Origin of the sequence: Bacillus fungorum (assembly GCF_002746455.1) — a bacterium.
Lineage (GTDB): Bacteria > Bacillota > Bacilli > Bacillales > Bacillaceae_G > Bacillus_A > Bacillus_A fungorum.
In genome coordinates this window covers 77,700-96,304 of record NZ_NWUW01000003.1, presented here as the reverse complement: position 1 = coordinate 96,304, position 18,605 = coordinate 77,700, and the positions used below count along the sequence as shown (strand labels likewise).

General features: G+C 34.8%; 14 protein-coding genes, 1 pseudogene, 1 riboswitch and 1 other annotated feature. Of the genes and pseudogenes, 6 read left to right on the top strand and 9 right to left on the bottom strand.

Annotated features, from left to right (window positions below):
* Positions 1-293: 293 nt before the first annotated feature.
* Together CO726_RS05090 and CO726_RS05085 are read right to left on the bottom strand one after the other, a co-directional pair.
* Complete coding sequence (locus CO726_RS05090; protein WP_099683524.1) at positions 294-1,724, bottom strand: IS4 family transposase; 1,431 nt, start codon at positions 1,722-1,724, stop codon at positions 294-296.
* 232 nt (positions 1,725-1,956) lie between these two features.
* A complete protein-coding gene (locus CO726_RS05085; protein ID WP_099683523.1) occupies positions 1,957-3,216 on the bottom strand; it encodes an MFS transporter in 1,260 nt (419 codons plus the stop codon).
* 80 nt (positions 3,217-3,296) lie between these two features.
* Positions 3,297-3,553 (bottom strand) — a binding site (T-box leader).
* A 386-nt stretch (positions 3,554-3,939) separates the two neighbouring features.
* On the opposite strand from CO726_RS05085, the gene CO726_RS05080 reads away from it, so the two are divergent.
* Both CO726_RS05080 and CO726_RS05075 read left to right on the top strand, forming a co-directional pair.
* Complete coding sequence (locus CO726_RS05080) at positions 3,940-4,524, top strand: TetR/AcrR family transcriptional regulator (RefSeq protein WP_245916564.1); 585 nt, start codon at positions 3,940-3,942, stop codon at positions 4,522-4,524.
* Between the two features lie 59 nt (positions 4,525-4,583).
* The gene (locus CO726_RS05075; RefSeq protein ID WP_099683521.1) at positions 4,584-6,410 is read left to right on the top strand and encodes an alpha/beta fold hydrolase; all 1,827 of its coding nucleotides are present in this window, start codon (positions 4,584-4,586) and stop codon (positions 6,408-6,410) included.
* 215 nt (positions 6,411-6,625) lie between these two features.
* Here the strand turns inward: CO726_RS05075 and CO726_RS05070 are convergent, their stop codons facing one another.
* On the bottom strand, positions 6,626-7,390 hold the full coding sequence (locus tag CO726_RS05070) for an SDR family oxidoreductase (protein ID WP_136699387.1): 765 nt from the start codon (positions 7,388-7,390) through the stop codon (positions 6,626-6,628).
* A 167-nt stretch (positions 7,391-7,557) separates the two neighbouring features.
* Between CO726_RS05070 and CO726_RS05065 the strand changes: the two genes are divergently transcribed.
* Positions 7,558-7,998 carry an Lrp/AsnC family transcriptional regulator gene (locus tag CO726_RS05065; protein WP_099683519.1) on the top strand — a complete coding sequence of 147 codons (441 nt, stop codon included), beginning with the start codon at positions 7,558-7,560 and terminating at the stop codon, positions 7,996-7,998.
* Positions 7,999-8,158: 160 nt separating this feature from the next.
* Here the strand turns inward: CO726_RS05065 and CO726_RS05060 are convergent, their stop codons facing one another.
* A complete protein-coding gene (locus CO726_RS05060; RefSeq protein ID WP_099683518.1) occupies positions 8,159-9,364 on the bottom strand; it encodes a M20 family metallopeptidase in 1,206 nt (401 codons plus the stop codon).
* Positions 9,365-9,452: 88 nt separating this feature from the next.
* Positions 9,453-9,554: riboswitch (SAM riboswitch) on the bottom strand.
* A 75-nt stretch (positions 9,555-9,629) separates the two neighbouring features.
* Positions 9,630-11,939, bottom strand: coding sequence for an AAA domain-containing protein (locus CO726_RS05055; RefSeq protein ID WP_136699385.1), 2,310 nt, complete (start codon positions 11,937-11,939; stop codon positions 9,630-9,632).
* Between the two features lie 111 nt (positions 11,940-12,050).
* On the opposite strand from CO726_RS05055, the gene CO726_RS05050 reads away from it, so the two are divergent.
* Both CO726_RS05050 and CO726_RS05045 read left to right on the top strand, forming a co-directional pair.
* The gene (locus tag CO726_RS05050; RefSeq protein ID WP_099683516.1) at positions 12,051-12,443 is read left to right on the top strand and encodes a VOC family protein; all 393 of its coding nucleotides are present in this window, start codon (positions 12,051-12,053) and stop codon (positions 12,441-12,443) included.
* Between the two features lie 426 nt (positions 12,444-12,869).
* Positions 12,870-13,343, top strand: a pseudogene (locus CO726_RS05045) (transposase); the annotation flags it as partial.
* Between the two features lie 344 nt (positions 13,344-13,687).
* Here the strand turns inward: CO726_RS05045 and CO726_RS05040 are convergent.
* Both CO726_RS05040 and CO726_RS05035 read right to left on the bottom strand, forming a co-directional pair.
* A complete protein-coding gene (locus CO726_RS05040) occupies positions 13,688-14,902 on the bottom strand; it encodes an MFS transporter (RefSeq protein WP_099683515.1) in 1,215 nt (404 codons plus the stop codon).
* Positions 14,903-14,959: 57 nt separating this feature from the next.
* Positions 14,960-15,436, bottom strand: coding sequence for a MarR family transcriptional regulator (locus CO726_RS05035; RefSeq protein WP_099683514.1), 477 nt, complete (start codon positions 15,434-15,436; stop codon positions 14,960-14,962).
* Positions 15,437-15,692: 256 nt separating this feature from the next.
* On the opposite strand from CO726_RS05035, the gene CO726_RS05030 reads away from it, so the two are divergent.
* Complete coding sequence (locus tag CO726_RS05030; protein ID WP_099683513.1) at positions 15,693-16,163, top strand: MarR family transcriptional regulator; 471 nt, start codon at positions 15,693-15,695, stop codon at positions 16,161-16,163.
* A gap of 124 nt (positions 16,164-16,287) precedes the next feature.
* On the opposite strand, the gene cypX is transcribed toward CO726_RS05030, so the two are convergent.
* Entirely contained in the window at positions 16,288-17,508 is a 1,221-nt protein-coding gene (gene cypX, locus CO726_RS05025) for a pulcherriminic acid synthase (RefSeq protein WP_099683512.1), read from the bottom strand.
* A gap of 34 nt (positions 17,509-17,542) precedes the next feature.
* Positions 17,543-18,262 (bottom strand): tRNA-dependent cyclodipeptide synthase, encoded by a 720-nt coding sequence (locus tag CO726_RS05020; protein ID WP_099683511.1) that lies wholly within the window; start codon positions 18,260-18,262, stop codon positions 17,543-17,545.
* Positions 18,263-18,605 lie beyond the last annotated feature (343 nt).

Genomic DNA, 18,605 nt, shown 5'->3' with positions numbered 1-18,605 from the left:
GAACAAGTAGGAAACGGAGTACCCTTTGGATGGGACCACATGCCCATCCAGCTAAAATTTTATAGTACCCCAGAACAAAATTTTGTACTAACTTGTAACAAAAAATCTCATTTTTTCGTTTTGGGGTATTTGCTTTTCTTAGCTTGATGACGATGGGGTCTTGCCACATCGCTATCAAGCTAAGAAAATACAACTTCAATTATAGTAGAGCTTGTTTCTTTTTTTAAAGGCCAAGTGTAGGGAATTTAAAGATTTGCATGCGAAATAAACCCTATCGGGTTTCATTTTTTGAATTAGGCCGCTTGATTATCAGACAGGGTACAATTGTAAACGACACCTAATATATCAAAGACTGTTTTCTTCTCATACCGATGAGATTTCCGTCCGTTTTGCTGTAGGAGATTGAACAGGCGAAGTAACACCTTTGATAGCTCTTGGGTGTCTTTTTGAATAGTTTGGAATAGAAGAAGAAAATAATCTTTAATCATATATATTGCTTTATACTCACTAAGTTCTCGTTTTTTCTTCATGAGGAGTAATTGGCGCATTTGAAACATGATAGAAGAACAGAGTAGAATGGCAATCAATTGACCATATAAATGGCACTCCAATCGTTCTGGTTTTATCTTTTTACATTGATGAATTTGAAAGAATGATTTCCACGTTTTAAATAAAATCTCGATTTGCCAACGTAAAGAATACCATTCATGTACCTGTCCCATCGGGACAATATCTGTAGGGGTGTTTGTCATATATACATTGATACCACTGAGTCGTTTACTACGAGGAGAATACCTCATTCCTTTCTTTTTTTCTCTTACAGCTTGATCTTGTAATCGTTTTTGTTGCTGGTGTTTTGTTAATCGATGAACAATTACACGAGCTGGCACTTTATCAATCATTCCTACATAAGCATTATCTATTTCATATGTTTGTCCTGGTTGAAGGGAGTTCATTAACGTCTCCATATCTCTCTGTATATACTCTGTACCTTTCTTAATTCTTCCGTCTTGAAAATAATCCGTGTTAGGATTTTTTTGATAAATACGTGTATTGGACTTGATACGAGAGATATAGTATGCCTCTTTATCTTGTATATATTGAATGTCTTTTAAATGAAAATAACCTAAATCTCGGATACATAAATCATTTGCTGTCACAGTTGGGACACACAGAGAGCCATAGGTTCGATCATGTTGTTTACCTGGACCTGTATGAATATGTAGGAACTGTCCACTTAATAGATCATACTCAAGCTGAATTTTCATCCCTGCTGTATGGCTGCATCCTCCTGCACCTGGATAAACCGATGAAAAGACATCCGGGAGTTGAAATGCAGTTGAATCTAAAATACGAATACGCTTAAAAACAGAAGTGTATGGAGAAGAAATTGACATAGACGAGGTCAATTTTTTGCTTAGTATTCCGGCTAGTAGATGTTGGAAAAGTTGGACGGCCGCCTTATTAAATCGTTGATTCAGTCCCTCTGGACTGATGAGTACTGCTGTTGATGCTTCTAAACAGCTAGTTAACTGGGCTAAAGAAGTCATTGCTACATTTTGACTCATCCATATACATAAAGCGACTAAATCTTTTGCTTGGTACTTACTAGTTCGTTGCACAAAACCAACATCTCTAGCAAGATTTCGTAAGGTATTTTGGGATAAAAAACTTTGAATTTCTTGAGCAAATAGTTGTAATTCATCGGATACAGAAATAAACATACAAAAACGCCATCCTTTCCTATGATTCTACAGAAAGGATAACGTCTTTTTAGTTTTATGGATAGTGCAAAACTTTAGCTTTATAGCAATACTTTATATAGCCGTTTAATAATTAATTCTGTTATTTACCTATGTTTACATGACCTTCGTTATCGGTAATAAAAAGAATCTTTCAGTAAAGATCCTTTTTATTTCATCACTATTATTTAATTTTATTTATTAAAAAAAGAATTTATTGAAACGAATCTTTAAGCTCAGTTGAATTAGAATAGAATTTCGCTTTTGATGGTTGAACACTGCAAATAAATAGTATGATAGATATCAAAAACATTACAAATGTTCCTGAAACTACAACAAATCGTATAGATATAAGCTCTGAAAAAACACCAAAGATTACAGTAACTGTAATAATTAAAAAAGCCTCAATAAACCCGTAAATACTGACAACTCTGCCCATCACATCAACAGGTATATTGTTTTGATAAAATGTGTAAAAACCGGTATTAGAAAAAGCAGTAGCAAATGATAAAACAAAAACCCCTACAGATGCTATAAAAAAGGTATTAGAAGATGTAAAAATCATATAACCTACTGCAGTTATTAAGGAACCCATACCCATAAGCCATGAGGTAGGTATTTTTTCATTAATTATTGCATTAGATAAAGAACCTACCAATACTCCTGCTCCAGCAATGCTGACTAAAATTCCATATTCACCTTCAGATAAAGAAAGTATCCTAGTTGCAAAAGCAGCTTCCAACGAATCTGTAGCTGTCATCATAACTACCATCGCACTAAATAAAAGATATATTATCATCACATATAGAAACTTACGGCTAAATCCAATAACAAGCTTCCAATCATCTATTAATAACCTAAGAGATAATTTTGTTGTATCTGATGTTTTTTCTAACTGTGCAGAGGATTCAACATTAGGCATTCCTACTGTAATTAATGCAGATAAAAATAAAGCTCCAGCATTGATATAAATAGCCATATTAGGTGTACCAATTGTAAACATCATTCCCGCTATTGCTGGTCCAGTCAAAAATGCTCCGGAATCAAGTAGGCTACGTAAAGAGTTGAAACGTTTTCTTTGTCCTATTGGTATTAACTTTGTAATATAAGTTACCGATGTTGAGTGGTACATAGAGCTCGCTATTGTAATAAGAAAGACCATAGCATATATAAGCCCTAAAGAAGAGAAGAAAGGTAATAATGCAATTAGCACAGTCTGAAAGACACCTAGTGCTATCATGAGATATTTTTTATTTGAACGATCTACAAGACTTCCTGACCAAATATTAGTAAACAATGTTGATAAAGCCCTAATAATATATAAACCAGAGACAGCAATTGCCGATTCTGTTATGTTAAGAACGATTAGGTTTAGAGCAATAAAGTAAACCCAACTTCCAACACTTGAAACACCAATACTAAACAATAAGATAGATGGATACCGCCAAGTTTCCAATGTTTTTTTAAAACTCAATTGAATTCCTCCTAAAATATAATCAGATAGAATACAACACTTAAAACAAAATAAAAAATCCCACCCCCAAGACTTGAAGTCTTAGGGACGAGATTTATCATCGCGGTGCCACCCTAGTTTATTAATATGTCGCCATATTAACCTTATCAGGTACGGCATTTAAAAATGCTTATACCTTAGCTCTATAACGGGAGCTCCCGTCACATCACCTCCTCCTAAAAGGTTCCGACATGCTGCTCTGAGGCTTGCTTCAATAAAGAAATTCTAACCCCTTTTCAGCTACCAGGGTTCTCTGTATAGAATTCACTTTATTTACTCTTCTCTTCATCGCATTTATTTTTTATATAATATCACCTATTGGTACCTGTGTAAATATCTGAATTTTTTTATAATACAAAAAAACCTATTAAGATATATGATTCTCATCTAACAACTAAAAAAAGAAAAATACTTTAGAGCAAAAGTTATTTGCAACTTTAATACAAAGTCGTTTTTTTCGTTTTGGGGGTACTATAAAATTTTAGCTTGATGGCAATGGGGTGTACCCATAATAAACAAATTCCTTAATAAAAATAGATGAAATGATATTTATAAGTTCAATAAATCACATCTGGAAATAAAAGTAAGACTATAACCTATTTTTACACGTATCTCGGTCGAACCCCTATGCATTTCATCAATCATTCCCTTGACTCTCCATTTGTAGTACTGTATAGTACTAATATGAAAAAAAATACACTTACTAATAAAGATATTGCTCTGCAATCCGCTTTTACGTTGTTTCTTACTAAAGGTTTTCTGGCAACAAGCATGGACGACATAGTCGCACATAGCAAAGTTTCAAAAACGAACATTTATTATTATTTTAAGAGCAAGGAGGAGCTGCTGCTCGCTATTGTTAATCAGTTGATAGCACATTACGAGCAGCGAATTAATTATATTGTGTCTCAAACTGAGCTCACCGTTCAGGAGAAATTAGAAGCGGTACTCCACATTTTAAGCGATACTATTGAACAAAATAACTACCTTGGCGGTTGTCCTTTCCTGACTCTGTATACACAGACGCCTATTGACGCGGTTGAAATTAGAGATAGAATCAAGAGTTTTTTTGAAAAACAGCTGCATGGTGTTGAATTGATTTTAGCCCAAGGGATTGCACGACAAGAACTAAAGGAAGAGCTGCCCGTTAAACAAACAGCTATGTTGATTGTCTCCTCTATTGAGGGTGCTCTCTTCTTGGCTCAAGCTTCTAACAGCCAAGATATGATCAAAAATTTATTTCCTACTTTAGCTTCCATGCTAAAGTAATATTTTTAGATATATTAGTACTAATTAGTACTATGAAACAATAAAGGAGTGTTTTTATTATGAATATCTTCATGACCGGCGGAACTGGTTATATTGGACGTCATTTAATCGCTGAGTTAGCTTCTCAGCATCAGATTTATGCACTTGTACGTCAAAAAAATCGTCTTCTTACCATTATCAATCAACTGGCACCCGATCAACAGAACAACATTGTTCCTGTTATCGGTGATCTAACGCAGCCTCGATTAGGTTTAAGTGATGACAGCTACAAGCAATTACTTGCAACTGATCTAATTATTCATGCAGGAGGTCCAATGAATATTGAGTTGAACCTCAGTGAAGCTGAGCAGTCTTTCCTCGCCCCTGCAAAATCCCTTGCTCGGCTAGCACAGGATATCCACGCTGCAAAAGAATTAAAGCATTTTATCCATGTCGCAGGCTTTATGAGTCCCTATCATGAACAAAATGCATTGTTGGATCTAGATCATTTACTGGACAATCAACCGCCTTATGAAAAAATGAAGTTTTTAGCCGACTCTTATATACGAAAATCTCTTCATAACATGAGCATTCCCTTATCTACTGTTAATCCTAGTGTAATCGTCGGTGACTCCTTCTCAGGGAAAACAGAACAGATTGGAGGCCTTAGTATCTTAGTCGATGCCGTAAGGCGAAATCTTATGCCGCTTGTTCCAGGCGGCGACGATTATTGGTTACCGATGGTTCATATTGATCATGTGGCTTCGTTTATTTCAAAACTTGCTAATACAGAAGGGGTATCAAGCAATACCTACTATCTTTTAGATTCTAAGCAAGAGAGTCCGTCGATCCGAACTTTAATCAAACTCATGGCACACGAATTGCAGACAACAAAGCCGTTAGGAACTATACCGCTTCCGTTATTGAAAAATGTGCTTAGAATGGGTGCTGGTAAGATGCTTGGTATTCCTAAAGAATCCATGAGTTTTCTTGTTAAGTCGGAATTCCCTGTTTACAGTAAATTAGAAATAGAACAAAGGAACGGCAGAAATTCATTCGTAGTTCCGTCCACGCTCCCTTTTATCATTAGTGATTTGGATTATCGGTTAAATCATTTAGGCCTGAATCAAAATGAGCAGAAAGATTTTAGTCAACGAAGAAGGGCTAACTTAGTTTCGCTAGAGAAAGATAGGAATGAAACGCCTATTATTTTTCTTCATGGGACGTTCAGCAATGCCGATGCCCTTTTGCCCCTCTCACAATTTTTAAGCAGTTTAAATACTTGGTTCGTAGATTTACCTGGATTTGGGCGTACCCCTTATCACCATAATCCTTCTGTGCTAGAAGGCTATGTAGAGAGCATTTCCACTATGATCACTGAGTTGAACAGACCCGTTATATTAGTGGGGCATTCATTTGGCGGATTGATCGCGGCTCAAGTGATGGAACGGCTGCCCTCACTGATCAAACAACTCATTTTATTGCAGCCAGTACTGCATCCTATCCAACCTAAATATAGATTTCGACGTATTACAAGTTTCGTTCTAAAATATATGGGGCCCGCCCGTTTGGAAAAAGAGCTACTTCAAGCCAATAGCTTCAGAACATCGAGTCAGTTATTGAGTAATTACGCTCATTCTGTGGTCCGTGATTTAAAATCCCCCCGTATACGCAAAACTAACGCTACGGTCATGTCTTGCTTAACTTTATCAAAATCCATTCAGTTAAATCCCGAGACATGGGATAAGAGGAAAATTAAGATACTATGGGGAGCTTTGGACAAAGATTATCATGTCCCAAAGCAGTTTGAACACTTGGATATTACACATATTCAGTACGGTCATCAGTTTCCTGTTGAATCTCCTGAACTAACTGCTCAATGGATTTCTCAAGCTGTAACAGTATGAAGGTTCTTTTGATTGTTACTGTAAAATAAAATTTGATTATTTTAGATTACGAATAATTAAAAATAGCCCCCTTATTCAAGTTGCCTAGCGAAAAAATCACGTTTTAATAGACTTCTTTATCATCCCTAACTTTCTATAAATACTAGATATGAAACAAGGATCGTTTCATATCTAGTAATTTACTTGGTTAGCTTGATGGGTATGGAGTAGTGCCCCTATAAGCAAAACCCTCCAGAAACATCTAAAATTTGCCCTGTTATCCAGCCGCTATCAGAAGAAGCAAGGAATGCTACTGCATCTGCAATATCTTCAACTTGCCCTATTCGTCCGAACACAGATGAATTCGTAGCAAAATTTCGTATTTTGGGATCATCTAGCAATTTCGCATTCATATCTGTCTTCGTATATCCAGGCATAATTGTATTCACTGTTATACCTCTTTCTCCAAGGTGCTTAGCTAGAGGAAGTGTCATCGTATTTAATGCCCCTTTACTTAAGCCGTATGCAATTGAGCCTGTAAAACCAAGTCGTACTTCTGCTGATGATATGTTGATAATGCGTCCCTCTGCTCGCATTAATGGTAATGTTTGCTGAATTAAAAAGAACGGTGCTTTAATATTTACAGACATAATTTCATCAAAAACTTCTTCTGTCGTATTTTCAATCGTCCCTTGTGTACCTATGCCTGCATTGTTTACTAAAATATCAATCTCCGATGCACCAACTCTTATTTGTAATTCATTCTTCAATTGTTCTACTAGCTTTTTGACACCATCAATTGAATTGAGATCAGCTTCAATTAAGAACGCTTTTCCTCCATTAGATTCAATCTCACTAATTGTTTCATCTGCAGCTATTTTATTTCGGCCGTAGTGAATCGCAACTAATGCACCGTCGTTTGCCAATCTCATCGCAATCGCACGACCAATACCGCGACTCGCCCCTGTTACTAACGCTACTTTCCCATCAAGATTCTTCATTTTTTCCATCCTTCCTAAATTCCCTTTTGATAAATCTTACACTTATATTTTCATGCAAATACTAATCATTTTAAATATAGATTTATAGGTAATTTAGTTCGTTCACTTATGATATTATAGTTATAATTTGCAATTCACTTTAGAAAACACAACAAGTAGGCTACACAATGCAAAACGCAGTAAAATTGGATGAAATTGACCATAGCATTATGAACTTGTTGTATGAAAATGCGAGAATTTCTGTCTCAGAAATAGGACGAATTATATCCATGACACAGCCTGCTGTAAAAGAACGAATTAACAAGCTGGAAGATCAAGGAGTTATAGCGGCATACCGAACGAAATTTGAGCCTTCCAAAATTAATAAGAACATTCAAGCATTCATCATGTTTAAAACGAGTCAATGCTCTGATTTTATCCAATATTGTAATGCCGCTCCTGAAGTAACAGATTTATATCGAATTAGCGGGGAGTTTAATTATATGATGAAGGTCATGAGCGATTCGATGAATTCTCTCGCTGCATTTTTAGACTCTTTAATGCAATTTGGATTATCGTCTCCTTTAATTGTATTAAAGAGTGAGTTTGAGGAGAAATTTTCGTTCTAATAAAGGGATACGTATTATCCCCCGCTAACAGTAAAAGTTTTTCCTTTATGAGAGAAACCAACAAAATCAATGATTAGTAAACAAAAAAGAACATTGATTTTCCAATGTTCTTTTTTACATTTCTGCTTATTAATTAGATTCCTCGTTGAATAAATTACCCTTATCCCTGATTTCTCTGCGCCTCTCTAAACTCCTCCTTCACCTTCTCTAACAACCCTTCTTCCGTAATTAATCGATACGCCGTATTTGCTAATGCTTTTGCCGATGTAATTAATGCTTTATCTCCAAGTTCTGAGCGTGCTGCTTCTCTAAATTCATTCGTATGTGCAATTAATTCATCTGGACCAATTTTAATGTACGGATGAATGGTCGGTACGACTTGGCTTACGTTTCCTGCGTCAGTCGAGCCGATACCCAGTCTTTCTTTTCGGTTTACGTCTTCACCTAGTAGTTCTAGTTCTTCGGCTACGATGTCATTAAATGTTTTTGTAACGAGTAGTTCATCAATTTCATTTTGGAATTGATGGATTTTTACTTTTGCTCCTGTTGCTAACGCTGCTCCCTCAGCAATATTTTTTACTTTTTCTGTTACTTCTGCACATCTTTTTCGCGTTGCTGCACGGATAAAGAACCTTGCCGCGGCGTAGTCAGGAATAATGTTAGGTGCTTTTCCGCCTTCTGTAATAACGCCATGAATTTTCACGTCTGACGGAAGTTGTTGGCGAAGTGCGTTAATGCTGTTGTATAGCTGAATCACCGCATCTAATGCGTTAATTCCTTCTTCAGGTGAAGCTGCAGCATGAGCTGTTTTTCCATAAAAATGAAAATCAAGTGGATCGACTGCTAGTGAAGGACTCGTTGTCGCTGTTTTTCCGCTCGGATGAATCATAAGTGCCGCATCAACATCTTTAAATAAACCTGCTTTTACATAACTCGATTTTGCGCTACCGTTTGGCCCGCCTTCTTCTGCTGGCGTTCCGAATACAACAACTTCTCCGCCAATTTCTTCAAGCGTTTCTGATAATGCGATTGCTGCTGCAACGCTAATTGTGCCAATTAAATTGTGACCACACGCATGACCAAGTCCTGGTAAAGCGTCATACTCAGCTAAAAATGCGATGGCCGGTCCTTGTTTTCCTGAACTTTTTCGCGCGATAAAACCTGTTTCATGTCCAGCTATATTGTGCTGCAACTGAAATCCTGCACTACCTAGCAATAAACTTAACGTTCTTGATGCGTAAAATTCTTGATTACCAATCTCCGGATTCGCATGAATATCATGACTTGTTTCTATGTACTTCTCCTTATTTCTTTCGATACTCTCTTCAATTGTTTTTCTTTGTGACGTTACTCCTGTCGCTCCCATTTTTCTTCCTCCTTTTATTTTCACGTAAAAAAGCCTCTTTCTAAAAGATAGAAAGAGGCTTCTGTATATACAGTCAAAATGAGCTTCTTTCTTATCTTTCAAGTTACCTTGCTGGAATTGGCACAGTATTCATAACGAATCCGCTGCCGAGGTATCATAGGGCCAGTCCCTCCACCTCTCATGATAAGAATTTTCATAAAATTATATTAAATTATTTTTATTCTAAGTTCATTCCAGGTAAAAGTCAAGGAATTCCTATCCGAATTTACCGAATATCTAAAAATCCTTTTAATACACCAATTGTCTCAGGTGCTTGCAGTCTTGCACATACGTACGGAAATTCCGTACTACCTTCAAATATCATTTGAGATGTGAGCGGTGCGCCTGCCCAGAAGATTTCATCATCAATTACGATAAACGGGAATGCTTTATTTTGTCTTTGTAACTTTACATTTTTCAGTGGAACTGGTCCATCACTATAAACTGTTATCTGTGCATTTGTACGCATTAACGCTTGCCATACTCGTTTATCTACTTGCTTCGTACTTGGAAGTGAAATAACGATTTTTCGTTTTGCAGCTAAAATATCTTTTAATAACCCTTTCGGCTCTTCAAGATTCATTTCCATAAACCAACGTAATCGTTTCGAAATTTTCCGTTCCCACAATTGTCTTGATGTCGTGCGATCATACACATCTCCGTGACGTTCTATATGAGCTGTTAATTGTGATAACGCTTGTTTTCTCGAAAGGTTTTTACGCATATAATGGCAATCTGATAATTGAATGAACTTCCCTCTCGCCCTTGTCACTGCTACATTGACGAGGCGATGGTTTTTGTGATCAAAGAATAATACGCCAGGTCGTTCTTGCGGATAACTGTCAACCGTATCAAAGATCATCATATCTCTTTCAGAACCTTGGAACTTATGAACTGTCGCCGCTAAAACTGGTATGTTTTGATATTTCGTTCTCTGCAACATTTCTCTAATACACGTCGATAAAAAGCGTGACTGCGCCCTGTAAGGTGTCACAACACCAATTGATTGAACACCGTCTAACAATCCGATTAACATCATTTGCATTGCTACTAAACCAGACATAATGTTAAAACGTGAACCAGAAGCAGCGTCTTTTAACGAAAAAGCTCCCATTTGGCTCGTATCAAATAAAACACTCGCTTCATTTGCGAACGGCTGCAATTGCGCAAGTTCTTTACGCTCTGAAACAGACGGATGATCGTATACTCTATTTTTATAAATAAACGAATTCGTAAACTTCGATATATCCGCATGCATACGTCTTTGTTCCTGCAACATAAAGAGGTTCGGATGTGCTTCTGATTTATTAACAGACTCAACAATCCCGGCATGGTAAAACATATCTTCCCCAAGCCATTTGCGAACGAGTTCATGATTTGCCATCGCAATTGGAGGTAACTGTAAAAAGTCACCGCAAACGACGATACGTTTTCCAAGTGAAGCAGCTAATGCAATTTGCGGAACATATGCCATACTTACTTCATCTACGACAACTAAATCAAATGTACGCTCATAAATAAGTGAATCAATGGCACATTTCGATAAAGTTGCGCCGATTACTTTCGCATTTTCAATATATTCTTTTTCTACTTCTTTAATTTTAGCCTTTTGCTTTCGAAGATCACTTTCAATCTCTTGTATACGCTTCTTATCAGCAGATGTTGCTTTATACGATAAGATTTTTTCACGAAGATCTTGGCGTGTCTCTTCTAAATAGAGTCTTTCCTCACCCCAAGATCCGTTCGTCGTTTCAACTAATTTCGATGCAAGTAACGTTTCATGATTTCGTATATGCTCATGTTGACTATAACCGTAACGAACAATTTCACCAGGCGTCCATTTCTTTTTCTTCTCAATTTGCTTCGTTACTTCACTCATTAATACGTCTACTGCCGCATTACTATGAGCCAACACAAGTACCGATTTTCCTTTTTGATAATGAGCCGAAATAATACGTGATAAATTGTAAGACTTCCCTGTTCCCGGCGGTCCCCATACGTACGTTGTCGGATTGTAAAATGAACGATACGCCAGTTCATTTTTCGGATTTTTCATCTTCTCAATATGCTTCGGACTACTCGTCCCATCAACAAGGCGCTTTATACGATTACGTTTTAGTTTATCTTTATGTGCCTCTTTCAATCGCTCTTGTAACTGTTCTAACAATTGCCACGGTTCACTGTATAAAACTGCTTCTCGTATTTCACCTTGTATATAATCATTTAATTTCAGTTCTATTTCTAATCCATGTATAGATAATACTTCTCCTGTCGCTTCCTCGCCATCGAACTCAATTCGAATCGGTGAACCTTCAGGTAAACTTACTTCTGAAATAAGCTGAAATACGTATACTGTACTTTCATAATCTGTATATAAAAAACGACCGTTCATGATAGAAATTTTACTACCACCTATCGTTTTCCAATGTTTAATTTCATACGCTAATGCATAATGCCACTCTTTCATCGTTTCCGATAATGAAGGAGTTTGAGTAGGTGTATTCATCGTATAATCTCCTTCCTTCTCCCCAAACATACTTTCTCACTATACCATATAACAAGCTAAAATTTGTAAGGTTTTTATCTTGCTTATTTTCTTAATTTTCAATAATATATTGTATATAATTTTCAGAAAGAAGGAATCTACATGCCAGTTAGAAGAATTGAACACGTTGGACTTATGGTTGCAAACTTAGAAACATCTATTTCCTTTTATGAAAAAGTAGTCGGCCTACAGCTCATTAAACGCATGGGGCACCCAAACCCAGACTTAAAACTCGCTTTTTTAGGTGTGGAAGAATCGAAGGAAACGATACTGGAACTCATTGAAGGTTACAACTCTTCTCTTCCGGCAGAAGGAAAAGTACATCATATTTGCTTTAAGGTAGATTCATTAGAAGATGAAATTGAAAGAATACAAAAACACAGTGTAACATTTTTACTAGGAGAAGAAATCGAAACATTACCAGATGGAACACGTTACATATTCTTCGCGGGTCCTGACGGAGAGTGGATTGAGTTTTTTGAGACGGAGAGATAAAGTGAAACTTTAATCATTGGGGGTTCTTCATCCCCCAATGATTATTAGTTGAACCAATCGGGCATTTACGGGCAGTTGATCCCCACCTAACTTCTTTTCTTTCGCTGAATTTTGAAGTGGGATTTTACTGCCCGTTAATGCGGGGTAAAGCGAACCTTTAATCAACCCACAAATAGCGGGATAATAACTTTATTATCCACATGAGGAATAGAAACTGATGAATACAGTTTTTATTATCGTTTTTTGGGTACTTATTTGTTGGAAGGATTCTATTAAGCATTGTCTATTTCATAAATGGAATGGTGTTAGGACTGCAACGAAATTGGGTAGAACCTCATCGCTATCAAGCTGATAAAAAGAAATGCCCCTAGAATGAAAAAATACGATATTCTTTCTGTAGAATCATAGGAAAGGATGGCGTTTTTTATGTCTGTTTCTGTGCATGACAAATTACAACTATTTGCTCAAGAGATTCAAAGTTTTTTATCTCCAAATACCTTAAGAGATCTTGCTAGAAATGTTGGCTTTGTACAACGAACCAGTAAGTACCAAGCAAAAGATTTAGTAGCTTTATGCGTATGATTGAGCCAAAATGTAGCTATGACTTCTTTAACTCAGTTATCTAGCTGTTTAGAAGCATCAACAGAAGTACTCATCAGTCCTGAGGGACTGAATCAACGGTTTAATAAGGCGGCCGTCCAACTTTTACAACAGCTACTAGCCGAACTACTAAGCAAAAAATTGGCCGCATCTATGCCAATTTCTTCTCCATACACTTCTGTTTTCAAGCGTATTCGTATTTTAGATTCAACTGCATTTCAACTCCCGGATGTATTTTCATCGGTTTATCCAGATGCAGGAGGATGCAGCCATACGGCTGAGATAAAAATCCAACCTGAGTAATATTTTCATTCCCACTTGTACCAAATAATTGTTTAAACACAAAATCAATACATAAGTTGACTAACCTTTGATTGGACACAGGTTTTCCTCTTCCTGTCTACTGCTATTTCTTTCCCTTATTGTACATAAAAAGAATGGAGATATGCACAAACCATTAAACAAATTTAACAAGACAACAAAACGTAAAAAAAGTACTAGAAAAACAATCAAATGTTTTCTAGTACTTTTTTATTGTTGCCTTTCCCTAACTTATAAAAAGACTAACCTTTTATTTAAAATGTACTTCCATTACTGGCGACTGATTTATAACCCTCATGTGCTAGGAACATAGAAAGTTTCAGTTATTTCATAGTCTCCTCTTTTGGTACAATTTTAATATATTTCTTCTTAATCCGAAGGAGCATGCCAAAACTGAGCAAGATGAAGAATCCTCCATATGTGCCAAATACAAATGTAGGAGTGAAATATGTTAACAATAATCCCGAAACAATTGGCCCCACAGCCATTCCCATATACCTAATAAAATTAAACATTCCCATTGCGCTTCCTCTATTATGTTCAAATTCATTTGCAATCATAGTAGCAAATAAAGGAGTAAGGATACCAATTGATATTCCGTGGAGAATTAAAGCAATTGTTACGCCAATTAAAGTATTCGAGTGTGTCACAGCAAATAATATAGCGCTCAAAGATAAGACTACATTTCCAGTTTTAAAAAGTTTATTTAGTGAAATTTTAGATTGAATAGTTTTAAAAGTCATGCTGCCAATTATTAAGCTTATCGCCATCGGTAAGTAAAGTAAACCTACTATCTGTAAACTTAATTGGTAATAATCTGTTAATAAAATTGGTAAGTAAACGATGAAAGAAAAATAGAGAAAAAATGCAAAGAAACTTAATATTAATATAGAACTTCCCACTTTACTTTTAAATATAGAAGCATAGTGAGATAGTAAAGTTCTAACATTCAAAGCTTTATTGCTCTCCACCTGATCTTTCGGAAAATATAGCCAATTAGTAATAAACAGAACTAAAGATACTACTACAAGTAGCAAAAAAACACCTGAATAGTTGTATTTCCCCCCAATAAAACCTCCTAGTACAGGTGCAACAGCAGGTGCAATGGACAACATTGTTTGATATGTACCCATTGCACTTCCTCGTTGTTCTCCTTGAAATATAGAGCCAATTGTAGTTGCCGCAATAAGTGGTATTGCAGCTGTTCCTATAGCCTGTAAAATTCTACAAATTAAAAACACTGTAAAGTTACTTGTAATCGCACAACCAATACTCGCTATAATTGTTAAAATAATACTAGGAATAAGAATAGTCCTAGCCCCTTTAAAATCAATTATAGAACCAAAAACAATTTGCATAATTGCCGTAATAAAAATAAATATTGAGACTGAAAGATTAACCATTGTTATAGAAACATGAAATGAATCTCGAATTATTGGGATTATTGGAGAGTAAATATTTTGGTTTAAAGAAGCGAAAAAAGCACTAATACACAACAAATATAAAAGAAAAGAAGTACTTGATTTAACGCGATTCATACTATCCCTCCTAAAAGATTATTAATAATTAGCTAACTAATTTAAGGTGAAATAACTTTATTTCCCCAACATTCTTTCGTTTGTATTCTGTAAAAATTTTAATATTGCATTTTGTTCTATTTCGGAAAATGAATCGACAAACTGATAAAATTCATTCTCTTTCTGATCATGGATTTTCTGATGCAATTCACAAAGTGATTGTCCTGCTGGAGTTAGTTCATAATATACCTCCTTCTTATTATCAATCGACTGGAAACGAGTGATTAAATTTTCTCTTATTAATTTGGTATTAATTTTTGTGATATTCGCTTTAGATAAATTCATTTTCCTTGCAATTGTAATATTATTTATCGGTTGGTTTTCACCAATACAGGCTATTACGTGTATACTTGTCATATTTGTCGGTACATGTTCTATTTGTTCCATTTTAGCTTGCTTAAAAAAAGTCTCAATGTCCTTATCTGCCTTTTGTTCATTGAGATGTAATAAATGTAAATAATTATCGTAGATTTTCTGTTTTATGCCCTTATTCATTTAAATACTTCTACCCTTCTTTGTTTTTTGTTTACCAGTAAACAATTTTGATTTTATATCTTCACCTAACAATTGTCAATTGAAAAATTAGAATTTATCTTATTACATAAGCATTTTTAATGTATGCCCTTTTCATAAAAGTTAGTTTTAATACATACAAGTCTCTTTTTAAAATTCTTGACTCAATTATTGTTTACTGGTAAACTTCATATATAGTTTACCAGTAAACAATATTTCGAGCTAGGGGGAATTTATTATGACAAATATTGTCCATGAACAAACCTTAAAAGCTATTGAAGATTTTGTCATAACAAGAGAAAAGAAAAAATATGCATCTCAAGAAATGATAAAAGAATTAGTTAGTGAATCTGAGAACATAAATAAAAATTGGACTCTGACGCAACTACATATAGTGTCAGTAATTCATGAAAATAAACAACAAATGAATAACACTCTATTATCTATGGAATTAAATATTTCTAAAGCAACTATCTCAAAAGCTATTCGCGTTCTTATTGAAGATACAATTTTAGTAACGCATCAAAATACAAATAATAAGAAGGAAATTTTTTACACTTTAACTGATAAAGGAAATCAGTTAGCTATTGTTCATAAAAGGTTACACAAAATTGCACATGAACGTTACAATGCGCTATTCCAACAATTTAATGATTCCGAGTTACAAGTTGTAACTAATTTTTTAGAAGCTTGGAAAAAATGTATTTAATGTTTTGTTATTTCAGCTTTAAAAGTATATATATTTAAATTTTCTATAAAAACAGAAAAACTAAGGGGCTTTTAGCCCCTTAGCAAAAATCAGATTTTATTAAAAATCAAATTAGCAATGATTTTTAAACTAACTTATCAAAAAGAATAGGCATAGAAATAGGTCCACGCGTATAGAGTCCTTTTTCAACATATTGAAAATCTTCTTCCAATTTAATGCTTTTCATATTATCTAAGACTACATTTACAACTATTTCAATTTCTGATTTTGCAAACGCTGCCCCTACGCAATTATGAATACCTGATCCAAATGCAAGATGTCTTGCAGCACCACTAAATGCCTTTTTAATGTCAAGATCCGGACGATAAATGTTGAATTCATCAGGTTTTTCAAATGCGTTAGGGTCTCGGTTCGCCGCACCAATCATACAAAATACGGTAGTTCCTTTTGATAATTGGGTACCATTTATTTCTGTGTCTTTTGCTAATTGACGAGGAATCAATTGTACTGGTGGATTATAACGTAAAGTTTCAGCAATAGCCAATGGTACTAATGAACGATCATTTAATACATCTTGAAATTGTTTCGGTTGGTTAATTAAATTATAGATTAATAAAGCAAGAGTTTTATCACCAGGTTCAGTTGCAGCTAATAATATATTTAAAATTAATGCTAGAATATCAGTATCAGTCATAGCTATGCCTTCATATTTAGCACTGCATAATTTAGAAATTAAATCTTCCTGCGGGTTTAACCGCCGCTCTTTAATAATCGGTTCTAAATAATTAGCTAACTGTTCACTACACCAGAGAGAATGTTTTCTTGCCTCCAGTGGTTGATTTATACTGGTAATAAATTCAGCTACACCGCTATGCCATTCACCTATCTTCTTATGATCTTTCTTATCTAATCCAATCATATCCATTGTTACATAAACAGCAAATGTTCTGCCAAAATCATTAATTAAATCTATCTTTCCATTTGAAAGGTGTGGAGATAGTAAATCTTCTGCATTCTGTTTAATTAAGGGCATTAATTTTTGTAAAGCATCTCCCATAAAACTTCTTAAAACAATTTTTCTTTTAGCTACATGTTCTTTCCCACGCATTTGTGCTAATACTGGCCCACGCATTACTGGTTCAGCACGCTCAGCTAATGATTGCGTTGTAAATGTATCAGTATCATTTAATATATTGCGGACATCTTGATATCTACTAATAAAATAACTATCAATCTCAGGTTCATAATGCACTGGGTCATTCTCGCGTAGGTACGAAAAATACTTGTATGGATCTTCTTGAAATTTTTCTGCTAATATATTTACCGTTTGCACTGTATTTGACATATTACTTCCCCCTTTATTGGATACTTAATATTTGTTAAAATATATCTTCCGTTTCTTGAACCATTAAATATCCTTGATTTGGTTTCATTTTGATAGAAAAGTCATTTCTAACTATTTGTTCACCAAGTTCCCATGGTTTATGATAAATAAGCACAGTTTCTTGAATTCCCAAAATTTCAGCACCACCAATGAAAAATGGAAGTTCTGCAATGACATATTCTACAGCAATATTTAGCATATCATTTGAAATTTGACCAATATCTATGTTAGTACCTCTTGCTCTTCCAAGAATGGCTGCATGTGACATTTCTAAACAAGCATTTCGAAAATAAGTTTCATTTTCAAAGATATGTTCTGCCTCTGCTCTCATGCTGTTATATGCATAATTATCATTGAAATCAGAAAAAGTATGAATAGCATTTAAGTTACCGCCATGTTCTTTAAGTGCTTTTTCAGCTGACCTTCTATTTCGTGATACTTCTTTTCGTACTTTTCTTTCCGCCTTACCTTTTGGTGTTCCTAAAGCTTCAAGTAAATTTGCAGCTTCTTTTCCAGCTAATAAAACACTAACATCATCAAATGTGTGTAACGCCCATTTAATGAGCCTATTAATATAATCATCTGAAAATCTACTATTAAACGGACTTATACCTATTAATGCATGGTTACTACGTTTAAATATTTCAGCACAATTAGTAGATAAGGGGTGAGAAATAAACTTTTGAACATTTCTTACCGCTATAGAATGTGTCATACAATCATCCCTTTAATTTTTTTATTAATATAATTAGTTTTATTAATTTTAAATAAACGGTAATCTATCAAACTATATAAACAAGAGATAGAATAACCTGATTCATATTAAATTAATAAATATGAATCTCAAACAAAATCTTTACATAATGTTCACCGGTGAACAAAAACAATTCTATATTGCAAATGTTTATTTGTCAATATAGATTATTCTGAAAAGTTAACAAGACAAAAAAACTTATATTTTTTATACACATTTTTGTCAACATTTAAAGAAATATATAATAAACATGATAAAAACGTTTAAACTTTATAATTGGGGTAGAGTCACATCCATCAACTTA